Origin of the sequence: Streptomyces sp. NPDC003038, from assembly GCF_040611115.1 — a bacterium.
Classification (GTDB): Bacteria; Actinomycetota; Actinomycetes; order Streptomycetales; family Streptomycetaceae; genus Streptomyces.
Window position 1 is genome coordinate 87,202 of the sequence record NZ_JBEXNN010000015.1, and the last position, 14,992, is coordinate 102,193.

Below are 14,992 nucleotides of genomic sequence, written 5' to 3' on the forward strand. Positions count from 1 at the left end.
CGAAGCCCGCGCCGTCCGCGAAGGCCGCGCCGTCCGCGAAGCCCGCTCAGCGGCTCCGCACCCGCCGGCCCGTCCGCCCCGGAGCCGTCGCCAAGAACCTCGGCGCGCTCCTGCTGGCCGCCCTCTTCGTCTTCCCCGTGTACTGGATGTTCTCCTCGGCCCTCAAGCCGTCGAGCGAGATCCTCACCAAGGACCCCGTCTTCGTCTTCGCCCCGACGCTGGACAACTTCACCAAGGCCACCGGGGTCGACCACTTCTGGACGTACGTCACCAACAGCGTCCTGGTCACCGTCGGCGCCGTCCTGCTGGCCCTGCTCGTCGCCCTCGCCGCGAGCTTCGCCATCGCCCGCATGAAGTTCAAGGGCCGCAAGGGCCTCGTACTCGCCGTGATGATGGCCCAGATGGCCCCCTGGGAGGTCATGGTCATCGCGATGTACATGATCGCCCGCGACGGCGAGATGCTGAACAGTCTCCCGCTGCTCACCGCGATCTACTTCGCGATGGTCCTTCCCTTCACCATCTGGACCCTGCGCGGCTTCATCGCCGCCGTCCCGGTGACGCTGGAGGAGGCCGCACAGATCGACGGCTGCACCCGCGGCCAGGCCTTCCGCAAGGTGATCTTCCCCTTGCTGGCCCCCGGCCTGATGTCCACCTCGCTCTTCGGCTTCATCACCGCCTGGAACGAGTTCGCGATGGTCCTGATCCTGAACAAGGACAAGACCGCGCAGACCCTGCCGCTCTGGCTGACCGAGTTCATGTCGGCCTTCGGCAACGACTGGGGCGCCACCATGGCCGCGTCCTCGCTCTTCGCGCTCCCGGTCCTGCTGATCTTCATCTTCCTCCAGCGCAAGGCCGTCGGCGGCATGACCGCCGGCGCCGTGAAGGGATAACGGCCCCATGACTGTCCTTGCGCACCACACCGACACCCTCACCAGGGACGCCCTCGCGGTCCTCCAGCCCGGCTTCGAGGGCACCACCGCCCCCGCGTGGCTGCTCCGCCGGGTCGGCGAAGGCCTCACCGCGGTCGGCCTGTTCGGCCGCAACATCGCCTCGCCCGAGCAGCTCGCCGCGCTCACCGCGCAGCTGCGCGCCGAGCGGGACGACGTACTCGTCGCCATCGACGAGGAGGGCGGCGACGTCACCCGCCTGGAAGTACGGGGCGGCTCGTCCTTCCCCGGCAACCTCGCCCTGGGCGCCGTCGACGACACCGCCCTGACCCGGGACGTCGCCCGCGAGCTGGGCCGGCGCCTCGCCGAGTGCGGGGTCAACCTCAACTGGGCCCCGTCCGCGGACGTCAACTCCAACCCGGACAACCCGGTCATCGGCGTACGGTCCTTCGGCGCGGACACCCACCTCGCCGCCCGGCACACCGCCGCGTACGTCGAAGGCCTCCAGGCCGCCGGCGTCGCCGCGTGCACCAAGCACTTCCCGGGCCACGGCGACACCAACGTCGACTCGCACCACGCGATGCCGCGCATCGACGTGGACCTGGACACCCTCCAGGCCCGCGAGCTCGTCCCCTTCAAGGCGGCCATCGAGGCCGGCACGAAGGCCGTGATGAGCGCGCACATCCTGGTGCCCGCCCTCGACCCGACCCGGCCCGCCACACTCAGCCCGCAGATCCTGACCGGTCTGCTGCGCAAGGAGCTCGGCTACGAGGGACTGATCGTCACCGACGGCATGGAGATGAACGCCATCGCGGGGACGTACGGCATCGAGCGCGGCTCGGTCCTGGCCATCGCGGCCGGCGCCGACGCGATCTGCGTCGGCGGCGGACTCGCCGACGAGGCGACCGTGCTCCGGCTGCGCGACGCGCTCGTCGAGGCCGTACGGGAGGGGACGCTCCCGCAGGAGCGGCTCGCCGACGCCGCCGCCCGGGTGCGGGCGCTGGCCGATTGGACCCGGCAGACCCGTCAGGCCCGACGGCCGCTGCCGGACGCTTCGGCACAGGGGAGCGGCGCGTCCGGCATCGGGCTGGCGGCGGCCCGCCGCGCGGTGGTCGTCACCGGCACCGCCTCGCCGGTCTCCCACCCGTACGTGGCCACCCTGACCCCGGTCGCGAACATCGCGGTGGGCGACGAGACCCCCTGGGGCGTGGCCGGTGAACTGGCCGCGCTGGTACCGGGAACCACCGCGGGCGTCTACCCCGAGGGCGCCTCGGCGGGGGACATCCTGGCGGCCGCGGGGGACCGTACCGTCGTCGCCGTGGTACGCGACGCGCACCGGCACCCCTGGATGACGCGGGCCCTGGCGGCGCTGATCTCGGCCCGGCCGGACACGGTCGTGGTCGAGATGGGCCTGCCGCGCGCGGAGCCGCGCGGGGCGTTCCACGTCGCGACGCACGGGGCGTCCCGCGTGTGCGGTCGCGCGGCGGCGGAGGTCGTCGCGGGGGTGTGAACCTCCGCGGCCGCCGTCCACCGGCTCCGCCCGGAGTGGTCGCGGGCGGGCCGGGCGCGGCGGTCGGCGGGACATGCGAGAGGCCGGGCATCCCGTGACGGGAGCCCGGCCTCTCGCCGTACGGGTGGGGCCTACAGACCCTGCCAGGACGGCTTGTTCGCGTACGTGTGGCGGAAGTAGTCGGCCAGCTTCAGCTTCGAGGCGGCCGCCTCGTCCACGACCACGGTCGCGTGCCGGTGCAGCTGCAGCGCGGAAGCGGGGACCAGCGCGGACAGCGGACCCTCGACGGTCTGCGCGACGGCCTCGGCCTTGCCCTCGCCGGTGGCCAGCAGCACCAGGTGGCGGGCGTCGAGGATGGTGCCGATGCCCTGGGTGATGACGTGGTGCGGGACCTGGTCTATGTCGTTGTCGAAGAAGCGCGCGTTGTCCACGCGGGTCTGCTGCGTCAGCGTCTTGATGCGGGTGCGGGAGGCGAGGGAGGAGCACGGCTCGTTGAAGCCGATGTGACCGTCCGTGCCTATGCCCAGCAGCTGGAGGTCGACGCCGCCGGCCATGGCGAGGGCCTGGTCGTACGCCTCGCACGCGCCCACGATGTCCTCGGCGGAACCGTCGGGGCCGATGAAGGAGGCCTCCGACAGGCCGAGGGGCTCGACGACCTCGCGCAGCACGACGGCGCGGTAGGACTCGGGGTGGCCGGGCGGCAGGCCGACGTACTCGTCGAGCTGGCAGATGCGGGCCTTGGAGGCGTCCACCTGGCCGGACTTGACCTTGGCGGCGAGGGCCTCGTAGATGGGCAGCGGGGTAGAGCCGGTCGCCACGCCGAGCAGGGCGTCGGGCTTGCGGCGGACCAGGGCGGCCATGGCCTCCGCGATGAGCTCGCCGCCTGCCTTGGCGTCCGGGACGATGACAACTTCCACGCGGGGCCTGCCGATCTGAGAGAGGGGTCCGGGCATGTTGTGGTATAGACCAATCTAGCAGAGGCCCTTGCCTCCCGGCGGGGTCTCGCCGCTATCCATGGTGATCCGCATCCGGACGTCCGGCCTCTCGGGCCAACCCAGCCCCGCGCCGATGTGTGAGGCGGGGGGTCTGGGGCGGAGCCCCAGCAGCGGCGGCGCGGGACGGGCGGGGATTCCGGCCCCCGGCGGGGGCACGGCGGGACGGGCGCGGCCCCCCGGCCGGGGCACGGCGCGTGGGCGGGCGGGGAGCGCGGCCGCGGGGGAGACTGGAGGCGCGTCGCAGCCCTCGTCCGCGGAGGTATCGCCATGCCCGGCACGGAACGGCCCGGCAGCATCATGGCCGCCGAGATCGCGCAGCAGCCCGAGGTGTGGCGGCGGCTCCTGGCGGACGGCGCCGCGGCCATCGCCGAGACCGCCCGGGCCGTCGCCGCCCGGCGTCCCCGGTTCGTGCTGCTCGCCGCGCGCGGCAGCTCTGACCACGCCGCGCTCTACGCCAAGTACCTCCTGGAGGTCGGCCACGGCCTGCCCTGCGGGCTCAGCTCGATGTCCACGATCACCGCGTACGGCGCCAGGCCCCGCCTCGACGACGTCCTCGTCGTCACCGTCAGCCAGTCCGGCGGCTCGCCCGACCTCATCGCCTCCACCCTCGCCGCCCGCAGCGCGGGGGCGATCACCGTCGCCGTCACCAACAACCCCGACTCCGGGCTCGCCGCCGTCGCCGAGTACCACATCGACGTACTCGCGGGCCCGGAGAAGGCGCTGCCCGCCACCAAGACGTACACCGCCTCCCTGCTCGCGCTGTTCCTCTTCGCCGAGGCGCTGCGGGACGGCGACGGTACGGGTACGGCCGCCGCCGCGGCGCTGCCCGGCCTCGCCGAGGAGGTCCTCGACCGGCGCGCCGAGGTGCGCGGGCTGGCCGCGCGGTACCGGTTCGCCGAGCGGATGGTCGTCACCTCGCGCGGTTTCGGCTACCCCACCGCCCGCGAGGCGGCCCTCAAGTTCATGGAGACCAGCTACATCCCCGCGCTCGCCTACTCCGGCGCCGACCTGCTGCACGGCCCGCTGGCCATGGTCGACAACATCTCCCCGGTCATCGCCGTCGTCCCCGACGGCCGCGGCGGCGAGGCGCTCCAGCCCGTCCTCGACCGGCTCCGCGGCCGGGGCGCCGACCTGTGCATCGTCGGCTCCAGGGAGCGGGTCGAGACCGCCACGGCCGGTTTCGCCCTGCCCACGAGGGAGGTTCCCGAGGAGCTCCAGCCGCTGCTGGAGATCCTGCCGCTCCAGCTCCTCGCCTACGAGGTGACGGTCGCCCGGGGCCAGGACCCGGACGCGCCCCGCGCGCTCGCGAAGGTCACCGAGACCCACTGAAACCGCCCCGGACGGCCGGTACCGGCTACAGCAGCGCCAGCTGGAGGCCGCCCGTGGCGTCCAGGTGCTGGCCCGTCACCCAGCGGGAGTCCGCCGAGGCCAGGAAGGCCACCACGTCCGCGATCTCCTCCGTCGTGCCGATCCGGCCGAAGACGGAGCGGGAGGCCGCGTGGGCCCGCGCCGCCGGGTCGGACAGCCAGGCCGCGTTCAGGTCGGTCTCGGTGATGCCGGGGCCCACCGAGTTCACGGTGATCCCGCGCGGGGCGAGCGCGGCGGACAGCGACCGCGTCAGTGCGTTGACCGCGCCCTTCGCCATGATCGTGGCCAGGATCGCGGGCAGGGCGATGTCCGGGGTGCCGGTCACGTTCACGATCCGGCCGCCGTCGCGCAGCCGGGCCAGCCCGTGCTTGATCACGAAGAACGAGGCCTTCGCGTTGAGCGCGTGGATCTGGTCGTACGTCTCCTCGTCGGTCTCCTCGATGCCGGCGAAAGTGGCCGCCCCCGCGTTGTTGACGAGGATGTCGACGCCGTCCGTGTGCGCGGGATGGGCCTCGTACGCGGCCCAGAGGGCCTGCGCGTCACCCGGGACGCCGAGCCGCGCCCCGATGGCGAAGGCCTGCCCGCCCGCCGCCAGGATCCCGGCCACCGTCTCCCGCGCGGCCGCCTCGTGGTGCCCGTAATGCACGGCGACCAGCGCCCCGTCCCGTGCGAGCCGCTCCGCCACCGCCCGCCCGATGCCCCGGCTGCCGCCCGTGACCAGTGCCGTCTTCCCCTTGAGCACGCCCATGACGCGCCTCCCTCAGCAATTGCTAGTGGTCGCTACAGAAAGAGACCGTACCAGATTCACTAGCGACCGCTATAGAATGAGCGCATGGTGACCGGACAGCGCGGCAGGCCGCGCTCCTTCGACCGTGACGCCGCCCTCGACAAGGCCATGCTCGCCTTCTGGGAGCGCGGTTACGAGGCGACCTCGATCTCCGACCTGACCGCCTCCCTGGGGATCAGCGCGCCCAGCCTCTACGCGGCCTTCGGTGACAAGCGCACGCTCTTCGACGAGGTCGTGGTGGTGTACGGAAGCCGGTACGGGGACTTCGCGAGCGTGGCGCTCGCCGAGGAGCCCACCGCCCGCGCGGCCATGGAACGCATCCTGCGCGAGGCGGCCGAGGTCTACACCGATCCGGCCCACCCGCCGGGCTGCATGGTGATCAGTGCGGCCGTCAACACCACCTCGGAAGAGGTGGCGGAGGCTCTGCGCGAGCGGCGCAACGCCAATCTGGCGTTGCTCGAGAGCCGGATCCGGGCGGACGTCGCGACAGGCGTCCTGCCTGCGGACACGGATGCGCGGGCGCTCGCCCGCTACACCGGGGCCGTGCTTCAGGGGATGTCCCAGCAGTCGCGCGACGGGGCGACCCGGGAAGAGCTGGAGGCGGTGGCGGAACTGGCCGCACTGGCCTGGCCGGCATAACCGGACGGGAGGGCTCGCGCCCGGGAGGCGGCCACCCCGGGATCCGCCGGACGGCCCGCCCGCTTCCGGCCCGGAGGCTCCGCCCCAAAAATTCCGCCCCAAAAATTCCTCTGGGCCACGGTGCAGGACGGGACCCTCAGCCCGCCCGGCACCGTAGCCCGGAGTACTTACGGCCGACGGGTGTGCGGTTCCCGGCGGCCGGTGGGAGGGGCCTGCGCGGTCAGGGCAGAGCGCGCGGCTTCCTCGATCCGTCCTCCTGTGCGGGGAGGGCGGAAGCTTAATCCATTCTGGACTAGACCAATCTGTTCTGTCCATCCATGACGGGCACTGCGATCCCGTCACTTCCTCCAACAGTACGCGGCCTTCAGCCCTCCTGGATACTCCTGGGTATTCCGGCGGGGAAAGTGATGAGCCGTACCCGGGGTACGCTCGCCACGTGCCCTCCATGAACGACCTCGTACGCCAGCACACCGCTCTCAGTGAAACCGACCTGGAGTGGCTCCACCTGCTGGTCTCGGAGTGGCAGCTGCTCTCCGACCTGTCCTTCGCCGACCTCGTGCTGTGGGTGCCCACCCTCGACGGCTCCCGGTACGTCTCGGTCGCGCAGATGCGCCCCAACACCGGCCCCACCTCGTACCAGGACGACATGGTCGGCCACCTGATTCCGCGCGGTCGCCGCCCACTGCTCGACGCCGCCCTCGACGAGGGCCGGATCGTGCGCGAGGGCGACCCGGAGTGGCGCGAGGAAGTGCCGGTCCGCGTCGAGTCGATCCCCGTGCGCCGCGAGGGGCGGGTGCTGGGCGTCATCGCCCGCAACACCAATCTGCTCACCGTGCGCACACCGAGCCGGCTGGAGCTGACCTACCTCCAGTCCGCCTCCGACCTGGCCCAGATGATCGCGGCGGGCTCCTTCCCCTTCCCCGGCCAGCAGGTCGACATGGACGCCTCGCCCCGCGTCGGCGACGGCCTGATACGGCTCGACGCCGACGGCGTGGTGACGTACGCCTCGCCCAACGCGCTCTCCGCGTACCACCGCCTCGGCCTCGCCTCCGACCTGGTGGGCCAGCACCTGGGCGACACCACCACCGAACTCGCCCCCTCCCGCGGCCCGGTGGACGAGGCCCTGGTCAAACTCGCCAGCGGCTGGGCCCCGCGGGAGACCGAGGTCGAGGGTAACGGCGGGGTCATCCAGCTGCGCGCCATTCCCCTCAAGCCGAAGGGGACCCGGATCGGCTCCCTCGTGCTGTGCCGCGACGTCACCGAACTGCGCCGTCGTGAACGAGAGTTGATCACCAAGGACGCGACCATCCGGGAGATCCACCACCGGGTGAAGAACAACCTCCAGACCGTGGCCGCGCTCCTGCGGCTCCAGGCCCGCCGGATGGATTCCGAGAACGGCCGTGAGGCGCTCAACGAGGCCGTGCGCCGGGTCGGTTCGATCGCGATCGTGCACGAGACGCTGTCTCAGAACCTGGATGAGCGGGTCGAGTTCGACGAGATCGCCGACCGTGTGATCGCGATGGTCTCGGAGATCTCCCCGGGCAAGGTGGACTGCCGCCGCACCGGCCGGTTCGGAATCCTGGACGCGGAGGTCGCCACCCCGCTGTCGATGGTCCTGACCGAAGTCCTGCAGAACGCCCTGGAGCACGCTTTCACCCAGGGAGAGGGCGGCACGGTCGAGGTCTACGCCACGCGCACCGGCAGCGGCCGCGCCGACGCCCGCCTGCTGATCACGGTGCTGGACGACGGATGCGGACTGCCGGAGGGCTTCGATCCGCAGCGGGCCGGCAATCTCGGGCTGCAGATCGTACGGACCCTCGTGGAGGGCGAGCTCGGCGGCACCTTCGACATGGTCCGCAGGGAGCCGCGCGGCACCAAGGTCATCCTCGACGTTCCGTCCAGCCCCCAGAAATAGGCTGCCGGGCGCAGGCGCGGCGGGCACGAGCGAGACCCGTCACCGAGCGTGACCGGACAGCACTGAACCCCGGCCCGGGGCACCTCCAGCGGTAGCTGGGGGCGGTTCCCGGACCGGGGTTCAAGAGCATGTTGCCAAGCGCTTCTATGGGGTACTACGCGCTGCGTCGAGGCTCGAAAGTCGTTGTCAGGCGCTGGCGTTGCGCGCCCGGTTGCGAGCGGCGCGGCGCTTCATCGCGCGGCGCTCGTCCTCGCTGAGACCGCCCCAGACACCGGAGTCCTGGCCGGACTCGAGCGCCCACTGCAGGCACTGCTCCATGACGGGGCAGCGGCGGCAGACGGCCTTGGCTTCCTCGATCTGCAGCAGCGCAGGACCGGTGTTGCCGATGGGGAAGAAGAGTTCCGGGTCTTCCTCGCGGCAAACGGCGTTGTGACGCCAGTCCATGGCTGCTCCATCTCCTTGTATTACCAGCAGGTTGCTTGTGAATGTGAACGCTTTCACGAATCCCCCCGTGAGGGAAGGGCGAACGCCCAGTTTCCCGGGTGCGGTCCGTGATTCGTGGAGGGGTTCTGGCGGTCTGTGTGGGTGCCGGGTGCTGCGGGCTGTCCCGATCGCCATGTAGAGATTCGCAAACCTCGGACGGGGATACAACCCCTTCCGGAAAGTTTTTTTTGATTCGTCGGTGTCGACTAGGTCACAGCCCTAGTTCGTGGGGGTGGACCGGCGTGTAAACGTTCGAGTGAAAGGCCTTTAGGCCCTTCCACTCACACAATCACACGCAGTGCACGACGAACGCCTGTGAACTGAACGCTGGTCCGCAGGCCCAGGTGGTCTCCGTCCATCTGGAACGGGAGCGGAACCTTCGAATGCAAGGTGAAGTCGGTCAGATCGTGTAGAGACACTGCGTGCTTGCCGTGTGGACCACGCTCAGGAGTCGAGGTCAGGAGCTGTGTGGCATATCGGGCGACCGCCGAAGTTGACAAACGGTTGAGTGCCAGTACGTCAAGCGCGGTATCGAACGACGCCCGAGGGGACGCGTACAGCGGGCGATTGCCCAGATACGTCCAGGGCGAGGTGTTGCAGACTATGGACAGCACCAGGTTCGTCACCGGATCCGCGCCGGGCCGCTCCAGCGTCACCGTGCCGTGCCGGCGGTTCGGTTCCTCCAGGAACTGGCGCAGCAGCTGTCGTACATACAGCGCATGCGTCGAACGCTTGCCCCGCTCCCGCTGCTGCTCCACCCGCCCCACCACACCGGCGTCGAAACCGAAGCCCGCGCAGAAGGTGAACCAGCGCGCCGGAACCGACTCGTCCTCGGTGCCCGGGATGCCGGCCGCCAGGCCCAGGCCCACCGTCCGCTCGCGCCGCTCCCGCAGCGCGTCCAGCAGGGCGCCGGTCGCCTCGACCGCGTCATTGGGCAGCCCGAGGGCCCGCGCGAAGACATTGGTGGAGCCGCCGGGAACCACCGCCAGCCGCGGCAGCCGCTCCGGATCGGGCCCGTCGTGCAGCAGCCCGTTGACCACCTCGTTGACCGTGCCGTCGCCGCCCAGGGCCACGACGAGGTCCAGGCCCTCCCGCGCGGCCCGGCGCCCCAGGTCCCGGGCGTGCCCCCGGTACTCGGTGGTCACCGCTTCCAGCTTCATCTCGCTGGCCAGGGCGTGGGTCAGGACGTCACGCGTGCGCGCACTGGTGGTCGTCGCTGCTGGGTTGGCCACGAGAAGTGCACGCATGAGCGCCAGACTACCCACCCCTTCGCGGGCCGACCCTACTGCCCGTCCTCTACCGGTCGGCGGCCCCGCGGCTACCCTGCTGGGGTGAGTACGAAGCCGCCCTCGAATGCCCCCGCCCCCGACGCCGCCCCGCCCGCAGCGCTGCCCGGCCGGCTGACCGCCGCCGCCGCGCTCACCGCCCTGGAGGGCCTGGCGCTGGCCGGCCTCGGCGTCTACATGCTGTTCGTGGGCATCGCCGGCGACCCCGACTCCCCGCAGCAGGCCGAGACCGGGGGGATCACCCTGCTCGCGCTCGCCGCGCTGCCGCTGGTCGCCGCCCGCGGGCTGCGCCTGGGCCGCCGCTGGAGCCGCGGCCCAGCGGTGATCACCCAGCTGATGGCGATGCCGGTGGCCTGGACGTTCTGGACCGCGGGCGGCGCGATGACCGCCGCCGCGGTGGCCCTGGCGGTGGCCGCGGTGGCCGTCGTAGCCCTGGTCGTCAACCCGACGGCGACCGAAGCCCTGGGTATGGGGCCCGGCGGGCAGGCCCGATAACCCGATCGTCCTGTTTTTCCGTACGCCAGTACGCCCTGTTCCTCCGTAGGGCCTACTCCTCCACCAGGAGCTTCTCGCGGAGCTGGGCCAGGGTGCGGGCCAGCAGGCGGGAGACGTGCATCTGGGAGATGCCGACCTCCTGGGCGATCTGCGACTGCGTCATGTTGCCGAAGAAGCGAAGCAGCAGGATCCGCTTCTCCCGCGGCGGCAGGCCCTCCAGCAGCGGCTTGAGCGACTCCCGGTACTCGACGCCCTCCAGGGCCTCGTCCTCCGCGCCCAGGGTGTCCGCGACGGCCGGCGACTCGTCGTCGGTGTCGGGGACGTCCAGCGACAGCGTGCTGTAGGCATTGGCCGATTCCAGCCCCTCCAGGACCTCCTCCTCGGAGATCCCCAGCCGCTCGGCCAGTTCGTGGACCGTGGGCGAGCGGCCGTGCTGCTGGGACAGTTCCGCCGTGGCCGTCGTCAGGGAGAGCCGCAGCTCTTGGAGGCGCCGGGGCACCCGTACCGCCCAGCCCTTGTCCCGGAAGTGGCGCTTGATCTCGCCGACCACCGTGGGCGTGGCGTACGTGGAGAACTCGACCCCGCGGTCCGGGTCGAACCGGTCCACGGACTTGATCAGGCCGATCGTGGCGACCTGCGTCAAGTCGTCCAGCGGCTCTCCGCGGTTGCGGAACCGCCGCGCCAGGTGCTCGACCAGCGGCAGGTGCATCCGTACGAGGCGGTTGCGCAGCTCCGCCCGCTCCACCGAGCCGTCGGGCATCGCCCGCAGCTCGATGAAAAGGGCCCGCGCGCCACTGCGGTCACGCGGATCGGGCAGCGCCGCCGTCACCGGGAACACCGGTGCCGGCGGAACCATCGGGTCCGCAGGGGCCGCTGCCGCGGTCTCCAGTGGCTGTGGTCGGTCGTGCTGGTTGTCGCTCATAGGGCCCGCCCGTCGCTCCGCCGAGTCCAAAAAGCCGTCTTCCGCTTCCGCGTCAGCCGGGTGCGGCCGGGCCTGGTGCTGCTCCGGGATGCCGCCGTCGACCTCGTGCCGTACCCGGGGCCGATCCCCACCCCGCACCGGGATCTCCCCGCCGCTCACGCCGGGCCTGGCCCCACGCCGCGCTGTTTGTAAAGGCTGATGCTCACCGTCCGGTCCTCCTCGACCGTGGCCTCGACCTTGCCGGCCAGCGCCGAAAGGACGGTCCAGGCGAACGTGTCGCGCTCCGGCGCACGCCCGTCCGTGGTCGGCGCCGAGACGGTCACCTCCAGCGAATCGTCCACCAGCCGGAAGACGCAGCTGAGGACGGAGCCGGGCACGGCCTGCTGGAGCAGGATCGCGCAGGCCTCGTCCACCGCGATGCGGAGGTCCTCGATCTCGTCGAGAGTGAAGTCCAAACGTGCCGCGAGGCCGGCCGTGGCCGTCCGCAGCACCGACAGGTAGGCACCCGCAGCGGGCAGCCGGACTTCCACGAAGTCCTGGGTCCCGGGCTCGCCTGCGATCTGGGACACCCTCACCTCCAAGGTGGTACGAGCTCTGTTCGCCGGTGACGCTATCGCGATCCGGGCGATCGTGTCGCGGCACCCCCCTTGGCGACCACGGGAGCAGCCCGCCCGCCACCCCTCCGTCCCGTGACCGATGGTAAGCACACGGGTACGCACAGTGGCTAGAGGTCTGCAAGGGCCAAATCGGGGGAACCGGCGGAGGGTTGACCTACCCCGCCTCAGACGATCGAACCGTCGACAAAACACCACCGCCAGGTCTCGCCCGGTTCGAAGCTCCGCATCATCGGATGGCCGGTGGCGTGGTAATGCCCCGTGGCGTGGCGATGGGGTGAGGAGTCGCAGCACGCCACGTAACCGCACCACAGGCACATGCGCAACTGCACGGGATGGCTGCCGGTTGCCAGACATTCGGGGCAGCTCTCGGCCAGCGGGACCGGCTCGGGGCGCGGCAGTTCGGGAACGTGGACGCACTCGCTCATGATGGCCAGCGTACGACGCGGGTGCTGGCAGACGACGGATGAGGACGGATCTTCGATGGAGGTATTGCCGCTGGTGGCGCTGGTCGCGGGCAGCGCGGCCGTCGCGGGGCTGGCCCGCCGGACGCCCGTGCCCGCGCCCCTGCTGCTGGTCGCGGCCGGCCTGATCGCGGCGTACGTCCCGGGCGTGCCCTCCTACGCCCTCGACCCGCACATCGTGCTGCCGCTGCTGCTCCCGCCCCTGCTGCACACGGCCGCCGTGGACAGCTCGTACCTGGACCTGCGGGCGAACATCCGGCCGATCGCGATGCTGTCGGTGGGCTACGTGCTCTTCGCGACGCTCGCCGTCGGGTACGCGGCGTACCTGGTGGTGCCGGGACTGACCCTGCCCGTGGCGCTGGTGCTGGGCGCGGTGATCGCGCCGCCCGACGCGGTCGCGGCCACCGCCATCGCCCGCAAACTCGGGCTGCCGAGCCGGATGACCACCATCCTGCAGGGTGAGTCCCTGGTGAACGACGCCACCGCCATCACCGCGTACAAGGTGGCACTGGCGGCGGCGGTCGGGGTCGGCGCCGGCTGGGCGGGCGGGATCGCGGAGTTCCTGCTGGCCTCGGTGGGCGGGGTCGGAGTGGGCCTGCTGCTGATGGTCCCCATCCACCACCTCCGCAAGCGGCTGAAGGAACCCCTGCTCCAGAACACCCTGTCGCTGCTGATCCCCTTCGTGGCGTACGCGGCGGCCGAACGGGTCCACGCCTCCGGTGTGCTCGCCGTGGTCGTCGTCGCGCTGTACCTCGGGCACCGGAACTGGCAGGTCGACTTCGCCACCCGGCTCCAGGAGGAGGCGGTGTGGAAGATGGTCGCCTTCGTCCTGGAGTCGGTGGTCTTCGCCCTGATCGGACTTCAGCTGCCGGTCGTCCTCCGAGGTTTGGGCGAGTACGAGGGCATGCACGCGGCCTGGTACGCGACCGCCGTCTTCCTCGCGGTGGTGGTGGCCCGCTTCGTCTGGGTGTTCCCGGCGACCTTCGTACCGCGCCGGCTGTCGGCCCGGGTCCGCTCCAGGGAGCCCGACACCACCTGGAAGGCGCCGGTGGTCGTCGGCTGGGCGGGGATGCGCGGTGTGGTCTCGCTCGCCATCGCCTTCTCCGTGCCGATGTCCGTGCCGCACCGGAACCTGATCCTCTTCCTGACCTTCACCACGGTCATCGGGACCCTGGTGGTGCAGGGCCTGACGCTGCCACCGCTGATCCGGCTGCTGAAGCTGCCGCCGCGGGACCCGCACGCCGAGACCCTGGCGGAGGCGCAGGCGCAGAGCGAGGCCTCACGGGCGGCGGAGGAGCGGCTGACGGAGCTGCTGGAGGAGCCGGGCAATAGCCTGCCGCCGCCGCTGGCGGACCGGCTACGGACCGTGCTGGAGCGGCGCCGCAACGCGGTGTGGGAGCGGCTGGGCCAGGTCGACGCCGTTACCGGCGAGTCGGCGGACGACGTCTACCGGCGCCTGGCCCGAGAGATGATCGCGGCCGAGCGGGAGGTCTTCGTCTCCCTGCGCGACAGCCGCCGGATCGACGACGAGATGCTGCGGGCGCTGCTGCGCAGGCTGGACCTGGAGGAGGCGGCGGCGTACCGGGAGGAGGCGTCCTGACGCGGGGGCGGTGAGGCAGGTACCGCTCCTGGCGCGCTGCCGTCCGCCCCGTACGGGTGGGACTACGGCCGGCCGGTGATGACGGCGGCCACGGTGGTGCCCGGGGGGAAGGCGCCGGAGGCGGTGAGGCCGGTCAGGGCCCAGAGCAGCTTGGCGACGTAGACGCGCTCGACCGGGAGCCCGTGGCGTGCCTCGAAGTCGGCGGCGAAGGAGTCGAGGGCCGGGGGGACGCGGCCGTAGCCGCCGTGGTGGTAGCCCTCGGCCAGGGCCCAGTCGCCCGCCGGGCCACCGAAGGCGGCCAGCTGGAGGGAACGTATCTCCGCGGCCAGGAAACCGCCCGCCAGGACCGGTACGCCGAGCGCCCGCTGTCCCGGGGCCAGCCCGGCCGCCAGACCCGCCAGGGTGCCGCCCGTCCCGCAGGCCACCGCGACCACGTCGGCCGCGGCACGCAGCTCGCGGCCCAGCTCGGCGCAGCCCCGCAGCGCGAGGGGGTTGCTGCCGCCCTCCGGGACGACGTACGCCCCCTGCGCCCCGGCCCCCTCCAGCAGCCGGGCCAGCGTCGGCGGCTCGGCCTTGCGGCGGTAGTCGGCGCGGGAGACGAAGTGCAGCCGCATGCCGTCCGCGGCGCACCGGGCGAGGGGGTCGTTGAGCGGGCGGCCGGCCAGCTCGTCGCCGCGCACGAGGCCGATGGTTTCCAGCCCCAGCAGCCGCCCGGCCGCGGCGGTGGCGCGCAGGTGGTTCGAGTACGCCCCGCCGAAGGTGACCAGGCTCCGGTGCCCGGCCGCCACCGCGGCCCGCAGGTTCGGTGCGAGCTTGCGCCACTTGTTGCCGGGCAGCTCCGGATGGACGAGGTCGTCCCGCTTGAGCAGCAGCCGTACGCCGTGCGCGGCGAACCGCTCGTCGGCCGCCTCGGTCAGCGGGGACGCGGGGCGCGGCCGCAGGGGGTCGGCGGCGGGCTCGGGGTGGTTCACCTGGCCATTGTCCCCGGCGGGGGCGGCCGGGCCTCGGCCGCCCCGAGCGCCGCCGC

Annotated in this window: 15 protein-coding genes; 7 read left to right on the forward strand and 8 right to left on the reverse strand. The window is 72.1% G+C overall.

Annotated elements, in window-relative coordinates:
• Positions 1-110: 110 nt before the first annotated feature.
• Positions 111-890 (forward strand): carbohydrate ABC transporter permease, encoded by a 780-nt coding sequence (locus ABZX75_RS20160; RefSeq protein ID WP_355412464.1) that lies wholly within the window; start codon positions 111-113, stop codon positions 888-890.
• Between the two features lie 7 nt (positions 891-897).
• On the forward strand, positions 898-2,397 hold the full coding sequence (locus ABZX75_RS20165; RefSeq protein ID WP_355412286.1) for a glycoside hydrolase family 3 protein: 1,500 nt from the start codon (positions 898-900) through the stop codon (positions 2,395-2,397).
• A 131-nt stretch (positions 2,398-2,528) separates the two neighbouring features.
• On the opposite strand, the gene nagB is transcribed toward ABZX75_RS20165, so the two are convergent.
• A complete protein-coding gene (gene nagB / locus ABZX75_RS20170) occupies positions 2,529-3,314 on the reverse strand; it encodes a glucosamine-6-phosphate deaminase (protein WP_355412288.1) in 786 nt (261 codons plus the stop codon).
• A 345-nt stretch (positions 3,315-3,659) separates the two neighbouring features.
• Here nagB and ABZX75_RS20175 point away from each other — a divergent pair, with 345 nt between their 5' ends.
• Positions 3,660-4,721, forward strand: coding sequence for an SIS domain-containing protein (locus tag ABZX75_RS20175; protein ID WP_355412290.1), 1,062 nt, complete (start codon positions 3,660-3,662; stop codon positions 4,719-4,721).
• Between the two features lie 25 nt (positions 4,722-4,746).
• On the opposite strand, the gene ABZX75_RS20180 is transcribed toward ABZX75_RS20175, so the two are convergent.
• A complete protein-coding gene (locus ABZX75_RS20180; protein ID WP_355412292.1) occupies positions 4,747-5,508 on the reverse strand; it encodes an SDR family oxidoreductase in 762 nt (253 codons plus the stop codon).
• An 84-nt stretch (positions 5,509-5,592) separates the two neighbouring features.
• Between ABZX75_RS20180 and ABZX75_RS20185 the strand changes: the two genes are divergently transcribed.
• A complete protein-coding gene (locus ABZX75_RS20185) occupies positions 5,593-6,186 on the forward strand; it encodes a TetR/AcrR family transcriptional regulator (RefSeq protein WP_355412294.1) in 594 nt (197 codons plus the stop codon).
• 445 nt (positions 6,187-6,631) lie between these two features.
• Positions 6,632-8,101 (forward strand): PAS domain-containing sensor histidine kinase, encoded by a 1,470-nt coding sequence (locus tag ABZX75_RS20190; RefSeq protein WP_355412466.1) that lies wholly within the window; start codon positions 6,632-6,634, stop codon positions 8,099-8,101.
• Between the two features lie 186 nt (positions 8,102-8,287).
• On the opposite strand, the gene ABZX75_RS20195 is transcribed toward ABZX75_RS20190, so the two are convergent.
• Positions 8,288-8,545 carry a WhiB family transcriptional regulator gene (locus tag ABZX75_RS20195; protein ID WP_003953983.1) on the reverse strand — a complete coding sequence of 86 codons (258 nt, stop codon included), beginning with the start codon at positions 8,543-8,545 and terminating at the stop codon, positions 8,288-8,290.
• A gap of 320 nt (positions 8,546-8,865) precedes the next feature.
• The gene (locus ABZX75_RS20200) at positions 8,866-9,831 is read right to left on the reverse strand and encodes a diacylglycerol kinase family protein (protein WP_355412296.1); all 966 of its coding nucleotides are present in this window, start codon (positions 9,829-9,831) and stop codon (positions 8,866-8,868) included.
• Between the two features lie 84 nt (positions 9,832-9,915).
• On the opposite strand from ABZX75_RS20200, the gene ABZX75_RS20205 reads away from it, so the two are divergent.
• Complete coding sequence (locus tag ABZX75_RS20205; protein WP_355412298.1) at positions 9,916-10,365, forward strand: hypothetical protein; 450 nt, start codon at positions 9,916-9,918, stop codon at positions 10,363-10,365.
• A 52-nt stretch (positions 10,366-10,417) separates the two neighbouring features.
• Here ABZX75_RS20205 and ABZX75_RS20210 read toward each other — a convergent pair whose 3' ends face one another.
• The 3 genes from ABZX75_RS20210 to ABZX75_RS20220 form a co-directional block, all read right to left on the reverse strand.
• Entirely contained in the window at positions 10,418-11,446 is a 1,029-nt protein-coding gene (locus ABZX75_RS20210; RefSeq protein WP_355412300.1) for an RNA polymerase sigma factor SigF, read from the reverse strand.
• Positions 11,443-11,856: an anti-sigma regulatory factor gene (locus tag ABZX75_RS20215; protein WP_355412302.1), complete on the reverse strand. Its 414-nt coding sequence runs from the start codon at positions 11,854-11,856 to the stop codon at positions 11,443-11,445. The genes ABZX75_RS20210 and ABZX75_RS20215 overlap by 4 nt, the downstream gene beginning before the upstream one ends.
• Before the next feature lie 212 nt (positions 11,857-12,068).
• Complete coding sequence (locus ABZX75_RS20220) at positions 12,069-12,329, reverse strand: UBP-type zinc finger domain-containing protein (RefSeq protein ID WP_355412304.1); 261 nt, start codon at positions 12,327-12,329, stop codon at positions 12,069-12,071.
• Between the two features lie 55 nt (positions 12,330-12,384).
• Here ABZX75_RS20220 and ABZX75_RS20225 point away from each other — a divergent pair, with 55 nt between their 5' ends.
• Positions 12,385-13,965 carry a Na+/H+ antiporter gene (locus ABZX75_RS20225; RefSeq protein WP_355412306.1) on the forward strand — a complete coding sequence of 527 codons (1,581 nt, stop codon included), beginning with the start codon at positions 12,385-12,387 and terminating at the stop codon, positions 13,963-13,965.
• A 62-nt stretch (positions 13,966-14,027) separates the two neighbouring features.
• Here ABZX75_RS20225 and ABZX75_RS20230 read toward each other — a convergent pair whose 3' ends face one another.
• Entirely contained in the window at positions 14,028-14,936 is a 909-nt protein-coding gene (locus ABZX75_RS20230) for a pyridoxal-phosphate dependent enzyme (RefSeq protein WP_355412308.1), read from the reverse strand.
• Positions 14,937-14,992: the final 56 nt, after the last annotated feature.